An 18,075-nucleotide genomic window follows, 5' to 3' on the forward strand; every position below is an offset into this window, starting at 1 on the left:
CGACCGCGACGTTCGACGCACTGGCACCGATCGACGCACTGGCACCGATCGACGAAGCTGACCGACGCGACCCACCAACTGACGCGACCCACTCCGAGACCATGACCACGCCACAGGACCTCATCGACCGACTCGAGACGGAAGCCGAACAGCAGGCTGACCCGGCGACCACGCCGGACGTCGGCATCATTATGGGGTCGGATTCGGACCTTCCCACGATGGAGGGCGCCTACGAGGCGCTCGACACGCTGGGCTTTGCCGAACAGACCGACTTCTCGGACCCGCCGTCGAGCCGGTTCACCTACGAGTCGTACGTCGTCTCGGCCCACCGGACGCCGGAGCTGATGTATGCGTACGGGGAGACGGCTCGCGACCGCGGTCTCGACGTCATCATCGCCGGCGCCGGCGGCAAGTCGGCCGACCTGCCGAACATGACCGCCTCCATCGCCTATCCGATCCCGGTGGTCGGCGTCCCGGTCCAGGAGAAGTCGGTCGACTCCGTCATCGGGATGCCGACCGGCGCGCCGATCGTGGCCGTCGACGCCGGCAAGTCGTTCAACGCCGGTCTCTCGGCGGCCCAGGTGCTCGCACGCGAACACGAATCGATAGAGGAACGGCTCATCCAGTATCACGAGGACCTCACCGCCGACGTGGCGGAAGTCTCCGAGGCCCTTCACGACCTCGGACTCGACGGGTTCCGCGAGCGGAACGCCTGACCGATCCGGGCACGGAACTCCGAATCGGACACGGAACTCCGAATCGGACACGAAAACGCCCGATCGGTTCCGGGACGAGCCCCGGACCGGTACCGGAAACGCCGATCCGCCGGCGTGCCCCCTGTGAACCCGCGCCTCGCACCCGCGCGTGCGAGAATCAACGCTTATGTAGGGTCCAACCAAACCCACGCACGTTACGGAGACCTGTATGAGCGATTGGATAGCTATCGGCGCATTGGCGGTCGTCGGGATCGGCATCCCGCTGGGGATGATGGGAGTCTCGGCGTTACTCCGTCCAAGCGTGCCGGAACAAGGCAAACGCACCATCTACGAGTCCGGGGAGGTCCCGACCGGCAGCGCGCACATTCGGTTCAACATCCAGTACTATATGGTGGCGCTGTTGTTCCTCGTGTTCGACATCGAGACGGTCCTGCTGTTCCCGTGGGTCGTCATCTACCGTCCCGCGCTGAACGCGGGCGTCCCGATGGCACGGCTCCTGTTGCCGATGTTGGCGTTCGTCGGCATCCTCACCGTCGGACTCGTGTGGGCGTGGCGCAACGGCGCGGTCGAATGGATGAGCAGTCCCCGTGCGATGCGCCGCAAGACGGAACGTAACCAACCATGAGCAGCGATCAACCATTTATCACGGACGACTCCGCGGTGGTGACGGAGACCCGCGACGCTCGGATGGGCGAGGGTCGCGGCGACAGATTCAACTCGCGGCTTCGGGAGGCGTTCGGCTCCTCGCCGTTCATCCTCACGAAGTTCGACAAGTTCCTCAACTGGGCCCGTGGGTCATCGATGTTTATGCTGCAGTTCGGGATCGCCTGCTGCAGCATCGAGATGATGCACACCTACGCGGTCAAACACGACCTCGACCGGTTCGGCTCCGGCGTGCCGCGCGCCTCGCCGCGCCAGGCGGACGTGATGATCGTTCCCGGAACGATCGTCTCGAAGTTCGCCCCGCGGATGAAGCGCGTCTACGACCAGATGCCCGAGCCGAAGTTCGTCGTCGGGATGGGATCGTGTACCATCTCCGGGGGCCCGTTCCAGGAGGGCTACAACGTGATCAAGGGCGCCGAGGAGGTCATCCCGGTCGACATTCACGTGCCGGGCTGTCCCCCGCGTCCCGAGGCGCTGGTCTACGGCGTGGCCAAGCTCCAGGAACGCATCGCCAACGGCGAGGCGAGCCCGGTCACGGTCAAGCCCTACGAGCTCGAACAGTTCTCGGATCTCGAGAAGGACGAGCTCGTCGAACACCTGACCGACCAGATCGACGAGGACGACCTCGTGATGCGATACAACTTCGCTGATTCGCCATGAGCTTACAGGACCCAGCGGGGGACCTCGAGACGGCCGACGAGGCCTCGGCCGTCGTCGAACGGGACCCCGACGAACTCGCCGAACTCCTGGGTGACGCCGTCATCGGCCGGGAGGAGCACGTCAACGCGCCCGGTTTCGTGATCCGGTCCGACGCGGTCCAGGACGTCCTCTCGACGCTCAAGGAGGAGGCGGGCTACGACCACCTCTCGGTCGTCACCGCCCAGGAGTACGAGAACCGCTACGAGTCGATCTACCACCTGAAGAAGTACGCCGACCCGACCCAGGAGGTCAGCGTCGTCGTTCCCGCGGACAAGCAGAATCCGGTCTCGGAGTCCGCGGAACCCGTCTTCCGGACGGCCGACTGGCACGAACGGGAGGCGTACGACCTCGTCGGGATCGAGTACGACGACCATCCCGACCTCCGACGCATCCTGCTGCCGGAGACCTGGCAGGGACATCCCCTGTCGATGGACTACGACAAGGACCAGCCGCAGGTCGTCTCGCTGCGTGAACACGCCAATCCGCTGCAGGCGGACCACCGGGAGGACGAGTCGGACACGATGTTCATCAACATCGGTCCCCACCACCCGGCGACGCACGGCGTGTTGCACCTCAAGACGACCCTCGACGGCGAGCAGGTCGCGGACGTCGAGTCCGACATCGGCTACCTCCACCGGTCGGAGGAGCAGATGGCCCAGAGCGGCACCTACCGGCACCAGATCATGCCGTACCCGGACCGCTGGGACTACATCTCGGCGGGGCTGTTGAACGAGTACGCCTACGCCCGCGCCGCCGAGGACCTCGCGGACATCGAGGTCCCCGAGTACGCCCAGATCATTCGGACGATGGGTGCGGAGCTGTGCCGGATCGCCGCACACATGCTCGCGGTCGCCACGTTCGCGCTGGACATCAACGGCGATTTCACCGCGACGTTCATGTACGCGATCAACGACCGCGAGCAGGCCCAGAGCATCCTCGAGGACCTGACCGGTCAGCGGATGATGTTCAACTACTTCCGGCTCGGCGGCGTCGTCTGGGACCTGCCGGAGCCGCGTGCGGAGTTCTTCGAGAAGACGCGCGACTTCCTCGACCAGCTCCCCGGCTCCGTCGAGGAGTATCACGACCTGCTGACCGCCAACGAGATCCTCCAGATGCGGACGATCGACACGGGGATCCTCCCGCCGGAGGTCGCCAAGAACTACGGCGCGACCGGCCCGGTGGCGCGCGGCTCCGGCGTCGATTACGACCTCCGCCGTGACGACCCGTACGGCTACTACGACGAGCTCGACTGGGACGTCATCACCGAGGACGGCTGCGACAACTACAGCCGCCTGCTCGTGCGGCTCCAGGAGGTCGAGGAATCCGCGAAGATCATCGAACAGTGCGTCGACCTCCTCGAGGACTGGCCCGAGGACGATCGCACCATCCAGTCGAACGTGCCGCGCACGCTCAAGCCCGAGGACGACAAGGAGATCTACCGCGCCGTCGAGGGTGCGAAGGGCGAGCTCGGGATCTACATCCGCGCGGACGGGACCGACAAGCCGGCCCGGTTCAAGATCCGGTCGCCGTGCTTCTCGAACCTCCAGACGCTGCCCGAGATGGCCAACGGGGAGTACGTGCCCGACATGGTCGCGGCGCTCGGCAGCCTCGACATCGTGCTCGGGGAGGTGGACCGCTGATGGCGGTCGGCCTCCTCGATGCGGCCCCGGCACAGCTGTTCCCGGAACAGGTGACGAACGCGCTCGGACTCCCCGGCGTCGTCGGCGAGTTCGTCGGCGCGCTCATCGCGGCCTTCCTGGTCGGGAACGTTATGCTCGCGTTCACCGGCGTCGCCGGGCCGTGGGCGAAGCGGAAGATCACCGCGGCCTTCACGGACCGGATCGCGGTCGACCGCATCGGCCCGTTCGGGCTGCTCATCATCCCGGCGGCCGCGGTCCAGCTGCTCGCCAAGGAGCTCATCATCCCCGAGGGCGCGGACCGGCCGTCCTACGACCTCGCGCCGCTCGTCCTTCCGGCGTCGGCGATGCTCGGATTCGCCGTCATCCCGATGGGGCAACTCGGCCCCGTGAACCTCCAGCTTGCCGACCCCGAGGTCGGCTTCGCACTGACGTTCGCGTTCGCGTCGATCGCCTCCGTCTCGCTGGTGATGGCCGGCTACGCGTCGAACAACAAGTACTCGCTGCTGGGCGGGCTGCGCGCGGTCGCGCAGAACCTCGCCTACGAGATTCCGCTCATCGTGACCGCGATGTCCGTCGTGGTCTTCACCGGCAGTCTCCGCACGAGCGAGATCGTCGCCGCCCAACAGGAGGCGCTGTTCACGGTGGCCGGCGTCACGATCCCCTCGTGGTTCGCCATCGTGAACCCCTTCGCGTTCGGGCTGTTCCTCGTGGCGAACCTGGCCGAGATCGGTCGAAACCCCTTCGACATCCCGGAGGCCCCGACCGAGATCGTCGCCGGATACCAGACCGAGTACTCATCGGCGTACTTCGTGCTGTTCTACCTCGGCGAGTTCCTGCATATCTTCCTCGGCGGCGCCATCCTCGCGATGGCCTTCCTCGGCGGCGCGTCCGGGCCGGGCCCGGCGAGCATCGGGTTCGTCTGGTTCGTGGTCAAGGTCTGGGCGTTCTTCCTGTTCACCCAGTGGTGCCGCTCGGCGCTGCCGCGCGTCCGCATCGACCAGCTCATCGAGATCGGCTGGAAGGGAATGTTGGTGTTGTCGTTCGCGAACCTGATCCTCACGGCGGTGCTCGTGGGGGTGATCGCCTCATGATCGGATTGCTAAAATCGATGGCGACCACGATGAAACACGCGCTCGACGGGACGACGTTCACGGTGGAGTACCCGGACGTCGCCCCGGACGTGAGCCCGCGGTTCCGTGGCGTCCACAAGTTCAGTCAGGAGCGGTGTATCTGGTGTCGGCAGTGCGAGAACGTCTGTCCGAACGATACGATCCAGATCGTCCAGGACGACCAGCGCAACGGGGAGGAGTACAACCTCCACATCGGACAGTGCATCTACTGTCGGCTGTGTGAGGAGGTCTGTCCGGTCGACGCGATCCTGTTGACCCAGAACTTCGAGTTCACCGCCGACACGAAGGACGACTTCGTGTACAACAAAGAACAGCTCAAGAACGTCCCGTGGTACAAGGGGATCGACCCGCTCAACTCCCGGAATCCCGACCGTGGCGCATGGGTCGGCGAGGGAGACGGGGAGGTCGATTATCAGTAGTCCCGGAGCGACGGCGGAGTCGCTCTCGAAACCTACAAAAGGTATCTCAAAGGAGTCACACACAATGGTCCTTGACACCATCGCGTTCGCGCTGTTCGCCCTCGTTACGCTGGCGTGCAGCCTGGGCGTCGTCCTCGTGCGGGACGTCTTTCACGCGTCCCTGCTTTTGGGCGCCGCCCTGTTGAGCGTCGCGGTGCATTACGTGATGTTGCAGGCGGAGTTCGTCGCCGCGATGCAGGTCCTCGTCTACGTCGGCGGGGTTCTCATCCTCATCACGTTCGCCGTGATGCTCACGCGTACCGACGACCCGGAGGTGAGTAGCGTATGAGTGACGACCCGGACACACGCGAGCGTGACGGGCCCGACGAGTACGACGTTTCCGACCGGGGGCTGGTTCCCGGTCTGGCGTCGCTGCTGCTGTTCGGCGTCCTGGCCGTGACGATCCTGGGCGCCGACTTCGGCGACCCCGCCGGCCTCGAGGCCGGCGAGTACGGGATCACCCACGGCATCGGGTTCGCGCTGTTCAACGTCGACCTCGGCGCGTTCGCGGGGTCGACCGAGGGGTTCCTCGCGGCCTTCTTCATCGTCGCGATCACCCTCGACGTCGCGATCGACGGCGCGTTGTACCTCGCGAAACGCGAGTCCGACGGCTCGATCGTCTCGGCCGTCGGGGGCACGTTCACCCGCGGCCGCAAGGCCGGGGAGGGAGGTGACTGACGGTGGTCGCGCCCGAATACTACCTGCTGTTGGCCGCCGCGGTCTTCTGTATCGGCCTGTTCGGCGTCCTCACGCGGCGTGAGGCGCTGTACTTCCTGATGAGCGTGGAGCTGATGTTGAACGCGGCCAACATCAACTTCGTCGCGTTCTCGGCGTACTACGGCGACCTCACCGGCCAGGTGTTCTCGCTGTTCGTGATCGCGCTCGCGGCCGCGGAGGTCGCGATCGGGATCGGGATCATCCTGGTGCTGTATCGCAACTTCGGCGTGACCGACGTCACGGTACCGCGGGGGATGAGGTGGTAGCATGGTAGACGCGTTCGCCTACGTACCCGCGATCGTCGCGCTGCCGTTCGTCTCGTTCCTGGTCGCGCTCGCGTTCGGGAAGTACCTCCCCAAGGGCGGTGCGTTCGGCGGCATCGCCGCGACGGCGGGGTCGTTCCTGCTGTCGCTGTGGGTCCTGGCCACCGTCGCCGCCGGCGGCCAACACGTCGAGACGCTGTACACGTGGGTCTCGACCGACGGGATCGCCGGCGGGATCGGCCCCCAGGAGATCGAGCTGACCTTCGGGGTCCTGATCGACCCGCTGTCGGCGCTGATGCTCGTCATCGTGACGCTCATCGCGATGCTCGTCCACGTGTTCTCGCTCGGCTATATGAACGACGAGGGCGAGCCGGACCTGCCGCGCTACTACGCCGGGCTCGGGCTGTTCACGGCGTCGATGCTCGGGTTCGTCGTCGCGGACAACCTGCTGATGGCCTTCATGTTCTTCGAGCTGGTCGGCCTCTGTTCGTACCTGCTCATCGGGTTCCACTTCCGGGAGCCGGGGCCACCCTCGGCCGCGAAGAAGGCGTTCCTGGTCACCCGCTTCGGCGACTACTTCTTCCTGGTCGGCGTCGTCGCCGTGTTCGCGACGTTCGGGACCGCCTCCTTCGCCGGCTCGGAGTCGTTCCCCGTCCTCGCCGAGCACGCGCTCGCCGGCGAGTTCGACGCGTGGACGCCGTTCGGGCTCGAGGCCGGAACGTGGTTCACCGCCGTCGGCCTGCTCGTGCTGGGCGGGGCGATCGGCAAGTCCGCGCAGTTCCCGCTGCACACGTGGCTCCCCGACGCGATGGAGGGCCCGACGCCGGTCTCCGCGCTCATTCACGCCGCGACGATGGTCGCGGCCGGCGTCTACCTCGTCGCCCGGATGTACGGCTTCTACGTGCTGACGCCGACGACGATGGCGATCATCGCCTTCGTCGGCGGCTTCACCGCGCTGTTCGCCGCCACGATGGGGCTCGTCAAGGACGAGCTCAAGCAGGTGCTCGCGTACTCCACGATCTCCCAGTACGGGTATATGATGCTCGCGCTCGGCGCGGGCGGGTACGTGGCCGCGGTCTTCCACCTGATGACCCACGCCTTCTTCAAGGCCCTGCTGTTCTTAGGCGCCGGCGCGGTCATCATCGCGATGCACCACGAGGAGAACATGTGGGAGATGGGCGGGCTCAAGGAGAAGCTCCCCGTCACCTACTGGACGTTCCTCGCCGGTTCGCTGGCGCTCGCCGGGATCTTCCCGTTCGCCGGGTTCTGGTCGAAGGACGAGATCCTCTACGAGGCGCTCGTGCACGGCCTGAACGAGCCGCTGCTGTTGGGCGCGTGGGCGATGGGGCTGCTCGCGGTCCCGGTCACCGCCTTCTACACGTTCCGGATGGTCTTCCTCACCTTCCACGGCGAGCCGCGGACCGACGTCGCGCGTGACCCGCACCCGGTCCGGTGGAACGTGAAGGGACCGCTCACGGTTCTCGGCGTCCTCGCGGTCGTCGCGGGGACGGTCAATATGGTGCCGGTCCAGAAGGTGCTCGGGATCGAGGGGATCGACCTCCTCCACCTGTGGCTCGACGGCCACTACGGCGGCTTCTCCGAGCTCACCTCGCACCACTACGCGGAGCTGGGTCCGTACAGCTCCGGCTACATCGCCGGCGGCGAGGTGCCGACCGTGCTGATCGGCGCGGGCGTCTCGCTGGCGCTGGCGCTGGGCGGGCTTGGGCTCGCCTGGAAGCTCTACAACGTCGCCGAGCCGGCCGAGCACACGGCCGCGCTCGGCGGCGTCAAGACCGTACTGTACAACAACTACTACCAGGACGAGCTGCAGGTCCGGCTCGCCGGGGTGACCGCCGGCGTCGCGAGCGCCGCGGACACCTTCGACCAGGGCGTCATCGACGGCGTCGTCAACGGCGTCTCCTCGGTGAGCCTGGTCTCCGGTGACCGGATCCGCCGCGTGCAGACCGGCGTCGTCACCCACTACGCCGCGCTGCTTACGCTCGGGGTGACCGGGCTGATACTCGTCCTCGGCGTTCTCGGAGGGTGGTTCCTGTGATCATCGAAGCACTCATCGCATTCACGTTCGTGAGCGCGATGGCGGTGCTGCTCGCTCCCGACGAGTGGGCCGGCCGCCTCGCGTTCGCGCTCAGTCTGGTTCCCTTCCTGGGGAGCCTCTTCCTGTGGGCACGGTTCGACGGGAGCGGCAACGCCCTGACGGGCGGCGAGCTCGCGTTCGAAACGCAGATCGACTGGATCGAGGTCGGCGGCTATACGATCCAGTGGTTCGTCGGCCTCGACGGGATCAGCCTCCCGCTCGTCGTCCTGACGGCGTTCCTGGTGCCGCTGGCGATCGTCTCGGCGTGGACGCCGATCGACGACCGGCAGAGCCAGTTCTACGGGCTGATCCTCTTCATGGAGGCGAACCTGATCGGCGTGTTCGCCGCGCTCGATTTCTTCGCGTGGTTCGTCTTCTGGGAGGCCGTCCTGCTCCCGATGTACTTCCTCATCGGCGTCTGGGGCGGCCCGCGACGCAAGTACGCCGCGATCAAGTTCTTCGTGTACACGAACGCGGCGTCGCTCGTGATGTTCCTCGGGTTCATGGCGCTCGTCTTCAGCCTGCCGGTCGAGACGTTCGGCCTCCCCGAGGTCACGCAGTCGATCGCGGCCGGCGAGCTCGGGTCCTTCTACGGGATCCCGGCGGAGACGATCGGGCTCGTGGCGTTCGTCGCGATGTTCGCCGGCTTCGCGGTGAAGGTGCCGATGGTGCCGGTTCACACCTGGCTTCCGGACGCCCACGTCGAGGCCCCGACGCCCGCGTCGGTGCTGCTGGCGGGCGTCCTCCTGAAGATGGGGACCTACGCGCTGCTTCGGTTCAACTTCACGATGCTGCCCGATCAGGCCAGTACGCTGGCGGTTCCGATCGCCGCGCTCGCGGTGATCTCGGTGATCTACGGCGCGATGCTCGCGCTGGCCCAGCAGGACCTCAAGCGGATCGTCGCGTACTCCTCGGTCTCCTCGATGGGGTACGTCATCCTCGGACTGATCGCCTTCACCGTCTACGGCGTCGGCGGGGCGACCTTCCAGATGGTCGCCCACGGACTCATCTCCGGGCTGATGTTCATGGCGGTCGGCGTCATCTACAATGCGACCCACACCCGGATGGTGACGGATATGTCCGGGCTCGCCGACAGGATGCCGGTCGCGGTGTGGATCCTCGTCGCCGGCGCGTTCGCGTACATGGGGCTCCCGCTGATGGCCGGATTCGCCGGCGAGTTCTACGTCTTCGTGGGCTCGTTCGGCTCGCCGGTCGCGAACGGGCTGATGCCGGTCTTCACGGCGCTGGCGATGTTCGGCATCGTGATCGTCGCCGGCTACCTGCTGTTCGCGATGCAGCGGACGCTGTTCGGCCCCTTCCGGCTCGACACTGACTACGAACTAGGCCGGGCTCCGCGTCGGGAGACGCTCCCGCTCGCGGCGCTGCTCGTGGCCATCATCGTCCTCGGCGTCGCCCCGGATCTGTTCTTCGAGATGATCCGTGAGGCGGTCGTTCCCGTGGTCGAAGGAGGTGTCAACTGATGAGCGTTCAACAGCCGTCGACGGTCGAACCGCTCGCAGCGTTGCCGGCACAGACCGGCGCAGCACCGCTTCCGGAGTGGACTGCTCTCGGCCCCGTCCTCGCGCTCGTCGCGGCGGGACTCCTGCTGCTGCTTTGGGACACCGTCTTCCCGAACCGCCGGACGAACACCGAACTCTCGGTCATCGCGGCGGTCGGATCGCTGGCCGCGCTCGCGCTGTCCGGCTGGTATCTGGCGGCCGGAACCGGCCGCCCCGCGACCGGCGGCGCGATCACCCTGTTCGCTGAGGCGATCACGATCGACGGGCTCGCGCTGTTCTTCACGGCGATCGTCGCGTCGGTGACGACGCTGGTCGTCGTCGCCAGCCGCGATTACCTGACCGACCACGAGACGCCGGGCGAGTTCTACTCGCTGGTCGTTCTCGCGGCGGCGGGGATGGCGCTGTTGGCGTCCGCGAGCTCGCTGGCGACGATCTTCGTCGCGCTCGAGATGGTGTCGCTGCCCTCCTACGCGCTCGTCGCGTACCTCAAGGAGAACCGCGGCAGCGTCGAGGCGGGGCTGAAGTACTTCCTCGTCGGGGCGGTCTCCTCGGCGATCTTCGTCTTCGGCATCTCGCTGGTCTACGCCGCGACCGGCTCGCTGTTGTTGAGCGACGTCGCCGCCGCGTTCGGCGACCTCGGCGACCTGGCCGGCGTGGCCGGCGTCGGCGTGGTGATGATGATCGCCGGCTTCGCGTTCAAGACGGCCTCCGTGCCCGTCCACTTCTGGGCGCCGGAGGTCTACGAGGGCGCGCCCGCGCCCGTGAGCGCGTTCCTCTCGTCCGCCTCGAAGGCGGCCGGCTTCGCGGTGGCGTTCCGCGTGTTCACCGAGGCGTTCCATCTCGGCGGGGAGGTCACCGCCGTCGGCATCGACTGGGCGCTCGTCTTCGCCGTCCTCGCGGTCGTGACGATGACGCTCGGCAACTTCGCGGCGGCCGTCCAGACCGAGGTCAAGCGGATGCTGGCGTACTCGTCGATCGGCCACGCCGGCTACGCGCTGATCGGCCTCGCCGCGATCTCGGCGGGCGGGAGCCACAACGGCGCCGTGATGGGCGCCTCGATGGCGCACCTGTTCGTCTACGGGTTTATGAACACCGGCGCGTTCCTGTTCATCGCGATGGTCGAACGCTGGGGCGTCGGGCGGACCTTCGAGGACTACGCCGGCCTCGGCACGGTCGCCCCGATGGCGTCCGTGGCGATGACGGTCTTCATGTTCTCGCTGGCGGGACTGCCCCCGTTCGGCGGGTTCTTCTCGAAGTACTTCCTGTTCGCCGGCGCCGTCTTCAACGGCTTCTGGTGGCTCGCGGCGGTCGGCGCGCTCAACAGCGTGCTCTCGCTGTACTACTACAGCCGGGTCGTGAAGGCGATCTGGATCGAGGACCCCACGGACGCCCTCGCGGCGGTCGACTCGCGGCCGACCGCGCTCTACGGCGCCGTGATCGTCGCCGCGGTCGCCACCGTGGTCGTGCTGCCCGGCTTCGGTCCGGTCATCGAGACCGCCGAGGCCGCCGCCACGGCGCTGTTCGGCTGAGCGATCCGGCCGACGTTTCGGCGTTTTTCGACCGCCTCGTTCCCGTCTCCACGTCCTTCGGTCGATTCGTTCGTCCGTCGGTTCGTTCCCCGGCTGCTTCGTTCTGCAGTCGCTCCGTTCTTCGTCCGCAGCGCCCATCCCGCGGACGGCACCGTTTTATCCGCGGACGCCACACCACGCGTGTATGGTTCGGCGTCTGGTGTTGGGTTGTAGCGCCCTCGGTCACACGCTCATCGAGCACGCCCGGGAGCGCCGCGGCGAGGTGTACGTCGTGACCGACGACGCCGGTTGGGTGACGACGCTCCGGGAGTCGAACGTGCCGGCGACGGAGGCCGACCCCACCGACGCCGCCGCGTATCCCGACGACGTCGACGTCGTCGTGCTCGCGGCCGACGACGCCGAACGGAACCTCGCCGCCGCGCGGGCCGCACGCCGGGCGTATCCGGCGGCGTCGATCGTTGCGTACGTCGGCGTTGACGCCGACGCGGCGACCCGCGAATCGATCGCGGCGGTCGCCGACCGGTGCATCGATCCCGTCGCGGCGCTCACGCGGCGCGTTCTCGAGGTCGTGGACGCGGACGCCGACGAGCGCATCGTGGACCTGGTCGGAACGCTGCGGTCGTTGTCCGGGCCGCTCGCGGTCGTGACACACGACAATCCCGACCCGGACGCGATCGCGTCCGCGATCGGCCTCGTCCGCGTCGCCGAGTCGGTCGGGATGGACGCGGACGCCTGTTACGGCGGCGAGATCTCCCACCAGGAGAACCGGGCGCTCGTCAACCTGTTGGACATCCAGCTCCGACACCTCGAGTCGGTCGACCTCGCTGGATACGGCGGGATCGCGCTGGTCGACCACTCGCGCCCCGGGATCAACGACAGCCTCCCGACGGACGCCGACGTCGATCTGGTGGTCGACCACCACCCGCCGCGCGGCCCCGTCGAGGCGCGGTACATCGACGTTCGGCCGGATCTCGGGGCGACGAGCACGATCGTCGCGGAGTATCTCGACCGGCTCGCGATCGATCTCGACCGTCGGATCGCGACCGCCCTGCTGTACGGGATCCGGATCGACACCCGGGACTTCACGCGGGAGGTCGCCGTCGCCGACGTCGAGGCCGCGGCGGCGATCCTCGAGACGGCCGACGTCGGGACGCTCGAGCGCGTGGAGACGCCGACGGTGAGCCCGGAGACGTTCGAGACGCTGGCACGGGCGATCCGCGAACGCGAGGTCGAGGGGTCGGTGGTCGCCTCCTGCGTCGGCGAGATCGCCGACCGGGACGCGCTCGCGCAGGCCGCAGAGCGGCTCCTGGACATGGAGGGCGTGACGGTGACGTTCGTCTACGGCTTCCTCGACGGCACGATCTACGCCTCCGCGCGGGCCCGCGGCGCGGACGTCGATCTGGGGGAGACGCTGCGGGACGCGCTCGGTCAGATCGGGTCGGCGGGCGGGCACGCGGACATGGCCGGCGCGCAGATCCCGCTCGGCATTCTCGGTGCCGTGGAGGACGACTCCGCTGCATCGCTGACGGACGTCGTTAGGGAGAGCATCTCCGGCCGGTTCTTCGAGACGATCGCCGACGCGCCCGCCCCGCCGACGGCCGACGTCGAACTCACCGGCGCTGCCGTGTCGTCGGGCACGGGAGGCGAGACCGGTGCCGAACGTGACGACGAGGAAAAAACCGAGGATACTGGCCACGATACGGACGCTGACACGTAGCGAGCGGAAGCCCACCCCTGAAGGGGTGGGAGGATGTCAAGTTCTCAGTACTCCTCGTAGGCGAGGTTCATCAGCCACTGCGAGAAGGCGTCCGACTGGGGGTCGATCTCCTCCTCGCCGATGAACGGGGAGAGCATGTCGCCGGCCATCAGCAGCGAGAAGTCCAGGTCGCGCGCGGTCGGCTCGAGGAAGTAGGTGTTGTGTCCGTCGTAGACCGTCCGTTCGCGCTCGATGAGCTCGGCCTCCTCCAACGCCTCGGCGATGCGGCTGCCCTTCCGCGAGGAGACGTCGAGTTCCTTCCAGAAGTCGCTCTGGTGGATGCCGCCGGTCTCGCGGATGAGCTCGAGCCCGGCGCGTTCGTCGGCCGAGAGGTCGGCCTCGAGTTCGGACACGCTCATACCAGTTTCTGGCCCGCGACTCGCTTAAAGGTGGCTTTCCCGGCCGCGCGTCGCGGGCGAGTCGGCTCCCCACTCCTCGGGGACCGCCACCGGCTCGTAGGTCGCCGTACACGGCGGGCCGTCCGCGTATCGGAACGACGGGTCGGAGCCGGTGCGAACGAGCGTGCTCGAGCGCGTGCCGAACCCCTCGCCGTGGATGCAGACGCCGAGGTCGTGATCGCCGAGCGCGTCCCCGACGCGGTCGAGCCACGCGGTCGCGTCCGCGCCGGGCTCGGGACGTGCTCGGTCGGCGAGCTCGCCCGCCGCCGCTCGTTGGCGGGCGCCCGCATCGCCGCGCCGGTCGGGGACCGCGAACCGCCCTCGCCCGTTGATCACGCCGCCGACGTTGACGAGGACGTGGACGCCGGGATCGAGCCGCGTCACGCGCAGCGGACCGTCGTTGACCACCAGGAACGCGGCGGTCGCGTCGGCGAGGACCAGCGAGAAACCCGCGTAGCTCCGCTCGCGGTCCTCGAGTTCCGCCCGGACGTGTTCGAGGGCCTCCCCGGCCGATGCGCGGCCGAGACAGTCGTCGACGAGCAGCCCGCGGGACCGGTCCCCGTCGATCGGCTCCTCCAGCCAGCGGTTCGTGAGGAGGACGTACAGCCCCTCGCGGGAGACGCCCATCCAGGTGCCGCCGGCCTGCCGGTCCCGCGGCGCGATGACCGGCGGGGACCGGTCCGCACGAAGCCGCGGCGGCTCCGCGGGGCGGTCGAACCGCTCGTCCCGGTTGGCGCCGGCCGCGACCGGCGCGTCGGCGAAGACCTGCCAGGCGAGCGCGAGCGTGCACACGTGGTGAGATCGTCGGTCGAGCGACAAAAACCGGCCGGTTGACGTGGCGTCGGTCTCCGCGGCCCGTCGGAACGGCCTGCGAAGCGCCACGGCGGACGTGAGTTCGACACGACCGCACGGGCGACGTGCCGCGACACAGCGCAACCCCTTTGGCTCGCGGTCGCGTACCGGCGGACATGACGTTCACCCCCGAAAGCGAGGCCACGAGCGAGGAGGTCGCGGACCGCGTCGACGAGGCGATCGCCGACAACGACGTCGTGTTGTTCATGAAGGGGAACCGGCTGATGCCCCAGTGCGGCTACTCGAAGCGCGCCGTCGCGCTGATCGCCGAGCACGTCGAGGAGTTCGAGACGGTCGACGTGCTCCCGGCGCTGCCGGAGTACCGCGAGGCGCTGGCTGACCACAGCGGCTGGGAGACGATCCCGCAGACGTTCGTCGACGGCGAGTTCGTCGGCGGCAGCGACGTGCTCGCGGAGCTGGAGGAGCGCGGCGAGCTCGGCGAGACGCTCGCGGTCGAGTAGCGCCGGTTCCCGACTCGGTCGGGAGTCCTCGGTTCGCTGCGGATCCCCCGTTCCGTTCGGGTTCACGTCCCGATCGATGCGAGGTCCCCTCGGTCCGACCGGCGTTCGTTCGCGTAACGCTCCGCGGATCCGCCAAGGGGAGGCCCTATAAGGCTCGGTCCCCTATCAACGGCCAGGTACGGTTACCGTGTCGGCGCTGTGACGAGCCATACCCCACCCCTAGTTCAACCATGTCAGGCTGCGTGTTCCGACTTCATTCGACGCTCGAACTGCCACTCGAGGACCTCGAGGACTACTTCGATGACGATCCGGACCTGCCCCCCGAGATCGACGACGTGGACATCACTCGCCGCAACAACACGTTGATACTCAAGGCGGTCTCGGACGACGAGAGCATCAGCAAGTACACGCCGACGGCGCAGCTCAAGGCCTCCGTCACCGAGACGCGCGTCTACGAGGAGGAGCCGCCGCGGGCGGGCGGTCCCCAGTGGATGGACGACGAGGAGGAGGAGATCCCCTCCGAGCTCGTCGAGTTCGCCTGCTTCAAGGGCGACCGCGAGACGGTGTTACAGAACACGGCGCTGCAGTACCCGATGTTCCTCGTGTTGCGCGAGATCGCGTTGATGGCCGAGAAGGGGACGCTCACGGCGATCACCAACACGGACGACGAGCTGCACGCGACGCGGATCGTCGAGGGCGAGGAACGCCCGGCCTCCGTCGAGGTCGTCGAGAGCCCGCAGGGCAACGGCGAGGGGAACGGCGGGGTCAACTGGCGCGACAACGAGTTCATCTCGGACTGATCGGTGACGATCGGTGCGCCGGGGTCCTCCCGCTCGCCCGACTCGGTCGTTTCGACGCCGTTCTCACTCGCCCCGGTCGCTTCGGACGACGAACACCGGGACCGACGCGTTGTCCACGACTCGTTCGGAGACGCTGCCCAGCGAGACGATCTTCTCCTTCGGCGTTTTCCCCTGGGTTCCGATGACGATCAGGTCGATGTTCCGGTCGTCCGCGTAGCCGATGATCTCCTTCCAGGGCGTGCCGGTTCTGACCGCCGTTACCGTCTCGAGCCCTGCCTCCGTCGCGCGGTCGCTTACGTCGGCGACCGCGGCCTCTCCCTCGGTCTCGAGCGAGTCGCGGAGCTCGTCCTTGTCGTCGGTGTCGGCCGCGGTGACGATCCGGTTGTCAACGACGTAAAGCGCGTGGACCGTCGCGTCGTTGTCGCTCGCGATCGGGAGCGCGTGTGAGAGCGTTTCCGCAACCGTCTCGCTGCCGTCCGTCGGGACGAGTACGTGGTCGTACATCGTGGGTGACGTTGCACGCGCGAGCCCATCAACGTACTCCCGAGTCGTGAAGGCGCGCTTCACGCTTCCTCGACCCACTGTCGGACCGTCGCGGCTTTACGCGCGTGGCACGCTTGCTCGGATATGACCGACGAGTGGGTGAGCCTCTTTTCGGGCGGCAAGGATTCCGCGTGGGCCCTCCATCGGGCCCTGGAGACGGGCCTGAACGTGACGGCGCTGCTGACCGTCCACCCCGCGGGCGACTCGTACATGTACCACACGCCGGCGACCGAGCTCGCGCGGCTCGCCGCCGAGAGCATCGGCATCGAACTGATCGAACTCGAGCCCGACGCGTTCGCGGCTGACGCGACTGACAGGGCGGCTGACGCGACTGACAGGGCGGCTGACGCGACTGACAGGGGGACCGACTCGGGTGCCCGAGGCGACGCCGAGATCGAACCCCTCGAGGCCGCGCTCCGGGAGCTCCAAGGTGGGGCCGCCGACCGTGATTCGGCCGCCGACGCTCCCCTCGCCGACGAGCGTCCGATCGACCACGATCCGATCGCGTTGGCCGGCGTCACCGCCGGGGCGGTCGAAAGCGAGTTCCAGACGAGCCGGATCGAGGCGATGTGTGACCGGCTGGGGATCGACCTGTTCGCCCCGCTGTGGCAGCGCGATCCCGTCGCGCTCGCCGAGGCGATGATCGACGCCGGCTTCGAGATCACGATCGTCCAGGTCGCCGCCTACGGCCTCGATGCATCCTGGCTCGGACGGACGCTCGACCGGGACGCGCTCGCGGACCTGCGGGACCTCAACGACGAGTACGGCGTCCACGTCCTCGGCGAGGGCGGCGAGTTCGAGACGCTCGTCACCGACGGACCGCATATGGACCGGCCGATCGAGATCGACGCGGAGCCGGTCTGGGAGGGGTCCCGCGGACACCTGCGCGTCACGGACGCGCGGCTTGGCTGAGCGTCGAAACGACCGGACGAGTGAGCCGCGGGCCGGACGAGTAAGCGCCGAACCGACCGGACGACTGACTGCTAGAACTGGCCGCCGTCGGTGATGGAGGTGTGGGCGCCGATGAGCGCGCCCGAGAGGTCGAAGTTCTCGATCGTCGTCTCACGGTCGATGATCGACCCGCGGATCTCCGCGTTCCGGACGGTGGCCTCGGGGAAGACGACCGCCCGCTCGAGGGTCGCGTCCTCGACGGTCGCGTCCGCCATCACGTGGACGGTCTCGCCGAGCTGCGAGTCCGTCACCGTCGCGTCCTCGTGGACGACCGTGCCGCCGTCGAGGGACCACTCGATGGCGTCGAGGTAGCTTTCGGGCGTGCCGATGTCGAACCAGGCGCCGTCGAAGGTGAACGCCCGCACCGTTCGGCGCTGCTGGAGCCACTGGATGAACCAGCCGGGCTCGTCGGGGTTCTCGCCCGCCTCGAGGTACGTCGACAGATCCTCGAGGCGCTCGGCGGGGAACGCGTAGCAGGCGATGGAGACGAGCGTGCTCTTGGGGTCGTCGGGCTTCTCCTGGAAGTCGACGACGCGGTCCCCCTCGAGCTCGACGAGGCCGTAGGACTTGGCCTTCTCGCGGGAGCCGACGTCGTAGGCGGCCAGGGCTGGCTCGCCGGCGTCCGCGAAGAAGTCGACGAACTCGGCGATGTCGAAGCTGATGAGGTTGTCGCCGGCGACGACGACGAGGTCCTCGTCGATGCCCTCGCGGTCGACCAGCTGGGCGAGCGCGCCGACGACGCCGAACTTCTCGGACTCGTCGGTGGTGTCCTCGACGGAGAGGGTGGGTTTCTCGAACGCCGTTTCCGCGAGATACGTCTCGAACTCCCCCGCAAAGCGCTCGTTGGTGGAGACGAACACCTCGTCGATCCGGTCGTCGGCCTC

At 67.9% G+C, this 18,075-nt stretch carries 20 protein-coding genes; 16 read left to right on the plus strand and 4 right to left on the minus strand.

The genetic code is table 11. From position 1 onward, the window contains the following. Window positions 1–101: 101 nt before the first annotated feature. The 13 genes from purE (at window position 102) to BLV25_RS09210 (ending at window position 13,147) form a co-directional block, all read left to right on the plus strand. Window positions 102–716, plus strand: coding sequence for a 5-(carboxyamino)imidazole ribonucleotide mutase (gene purE, locus BLV25_RS09150; protein ID WP_021074933.1), 615 nt, complete (start codon window positions 102–104; stop codon window positions 714–716). Between the two features lie 208 nt (window positions 717–924). Further along, a complete protein-coding gene (locus BLV25_RS09155) occupies window positions 925–1,341 on the plus strand; it encodes an NADH-quinone oxidoreductase subunit A (protein ID WP_039400538.1) in 417 nt (138 codons plus the stop codon). Beyond that, window positions 1,338–2,039, plus strand: coding sequence for an NADH-quinone oxidoreductase subunit B (locus BLV25_RS09160; protein WP_039400541.1), 702 nt, complete (start codon window positions 1,338–1,340; stop codon window positions 2,037–2,039). Before BLV25_RS09155 ends, BLV25_RS09160 begins: the two co-directional genes overlap by 4 nt. Beyond that, entirely contained in the window at window positions 2,036–3,718 is a 1,683-nt protein-coding gene (locus BLV25_RS09165) for an NADH-quinone oxidoreductase subunit D (protein WP_092732430.1), read from the plus strand. The genes BLV25_RS09160 and BLV25_RS09165 overlap by 4 nt, the downstream gene beginning before the upstream one ends. Next, a complete protein-coding gene (locus BLV25_RS09170) occupies window positions 3,718–4,809 on the plus strand; it encodes a complex I subunit 1/NuoH family protein (protein WP_021074929.1) in 1,092 nt (363 codons plus the stop codon). The genes BLV25_RS09165 and BLV25_RS09170 overlap by 1 nt, the downstream gene beginning before the upstream one ends. After that, the gene (locus BLV25_RS09175) at window positions 4,806–5,267 is read left to right on the plus strand and encodes a NuoI/complex I 23 kDa subunit family protein (RefSeq protein WP_039400544.1); all 462 of its coding nucleotides are present in this window, start codon (window positions 4,806–4,808) and stop codon (window positions 5,265–5,267) included. Before BLV25_RS09170 ends, BLV25_RS09175 begins: the two co-directional genes overlap by 4 nt. A gap of 64 nt (window positions 5,268–5,331) precedes the next feature. Beyond that, the gene (locus tag BLV25_RS09180; RefSeq protein ID WP_021074927.1) at window positions 5,332–5,595 is read left to right on the plus strand and encodes an NADH-quinone oxidoreductase subunit J; all 264 of its coding nucleotides are present in this window, start codon (window positions 5,332–5,334) and stop codon (window positions 5,593–5,595) included. Further along, window positions 5,592–5,984 (plus strand): NADH-quinone oxidoreductase subunit J, encoded by a 393-nt coding sequence (locus tag BLV25_RS09185; RefSeq protein WP_021074926.1) that lies wholly within the window; start codon window positions 5,592–5,594, stop codon window positions 5,982–5,984. Before BLV25_RS09180 ends, BLV25_RS09185 begins: the two co-directional genes overlap by 4 nt. A gap of 2 nt (window positions 5,985–5,986) precedes the next feature. Next, window positions 5,987–6,289 carry an NADH-quinone oxidoreductase subunit NuoK gene (nuoK, locus tag BLV25_RS09190; RefSeq protein ID WP_021074925.1) on the plus strand — a complete coding sequence of 101 codons (303 nt, stop codon included), beginning with the start codon at window positions 5,987–5,989 and terminating at the stop codon, window positions 6,287–6,289. Window position 6,290: 1 nt separating this feature from the next. After that, window positions 6,291–8,342 (plus strand): NADH-quinone oxidoreductase subunit L, encoded by a 2,052-nt coding sequence (gene nuoL, locus BLV25_RS09195; RefSeq protein ID WP_092732433.1) that lies wholly within the window; start codon window positions 6,291–6,293, stop codon window positions 8,340–8,342. Beyond that, window positions 8,339–9,862 carry a complex I subunit 4 family protein gene (locus BLV25_RS09200; protein WP_021074923.1) on the plus strand — a complete coding sequence of 508 codons (1,524 nt, stop codon included), beginning with the start codon at window positions 8,339–8,341 and terminating at the stop codon, window positions 9,860–9,862. Before nuoL ends, BLV25_RS09200 begins: the two co-directional genes overlap by 4 nt. Continuing rightward, entirely contained in the window at window positions 9,862–11,430 is a 1,569-nt protein-coding gene (locus BLV25_RS09205) for an NADH-quinone oxidoreductase subunit N (protein ID WP_021074922.1), read from the plus strand. Before BLV25_RS09200 ends, BLV25_RS09205 begins: the two co-directional genes overlap by 1 nt. 184 nt (window positions 11,431–11,614) lie before the next feature. Then, window positions 11,615–13,147 carry a DHH family phosphoesterase gene (locus BLV25_RS09210; RefSeq protein WP_092732436.1) on the plus strand — a complete coding sequence of 511 codons (1,533 nt, stop codon included), beginning with the start codon at window positions 11,615–11,617 and terminating at the stop codon, window positions 13,145–13,147. A 44-nt stretch (window positions 13,148–13,191) separates the two neighbouring features. Here the strand turns inward: BLV25_RS09210 and BLV25_RS09215 are convergent, their stop codons facing one another. Further along, on the minus strand, window positions 13,192–13,545 hold the full coding sequence (locus BLV25_RS09215) for a helix-turn-helix transcriptional regulator (RefSeq protein ID WP_092732439.1): 354 nt from the start codon (window positions 13,543–13,545) through the stop codon (window positions 13,192–13,194). 24 nt (window positions 13,546–13,569) lie between these two features. Further along, on the minus strand, window positions 13,570–14,376 hold the full coding sequence (locus BLV25_RS09220) for an NRDE family protein (protein ID WP_021074919.1): 807 nt from the start codon (window positions 14,374–14,376) through the stop codon (window positions 13,570–13,572). A gap of 176 nt (window positions 14,377–14,552) precedes the next feature. Between BLV25_RS09220 and BLV25_RS09225 the strand changes: the two genes are divergently transcribed. Continuing rightward, window positions 14,553–14,897 (plus strand): glutaredoxin family protein, encoded by a 345-nt coding sequence (locus tag BLV25_RS09225; RefSeq protein WP_021074918.1) that lies wholly within the window; start codon window positions 14,553–14,555, stop codon window positions 14,895–14,897. A gap of 230 nt (window positions 14,898–15,127) precedes the next feature. Next, entirely contained in the window at window positions 15,128–15,697 is a 570-nt protein-coding gene (locus tag BLV25_RS09230; RefSeq protein ID WP_021074917.1) for a DUF7110 family protein, read from the plus strand. Between the two features lie 63 nt (window positions 15,698–15,760). Here BLV25_RS09230 and BLV25_RS09235 read toward each other — a convergent pair whose 3' ends face one another. Then, a complete protein-coding gene (locus BLV25_RS09235; protein WP_092732442.1) occupies window positions 15,761–16,201 on the minus strand; it encodes a universal stress protein in 441 nt (146 codons plus the stop codon). A gap of 123 nt (window positions 16,202–16,324) precedes the next feature. Between BLV25_RS09235 and BLV25_RS09240 the strand changes: the two genes are divergently transcribed. Beyond that, a complete protein-coding gene (locus tag BLV25_RS09240) occupies window positions 16,325–17,152 on the plus strand; it encodes a Dph6-related ATP pyrophosphatase (RefSeq protein WP_092732445.1) in 828 nt (275 codons plus the stop codon). Window positions 17,153–17,223: 71 nt separating this feature from the next. On the opposite strand, the gene BLV25_RS09245 is transcribed toward BLV25_RS09240, so the two are convergent. Further along, window positions 17,224–18,075: sugar phosphate nucleotidyltransferase (locus BLV25_RS09245; protein WP_092732448.1), on the minus strand; the 852-nt coding region annotated here is incomplete at its 5' end.

The organism is Halopenitus persicus (assembly GCF_900107205.1).
GTDB classification, from domain to species: domain Archaea; phylum Halobacteriota; class Halobacteria; order Halobacteriales; family Haloferacaceae; genus Halopenitus; species Halopenitus persicus.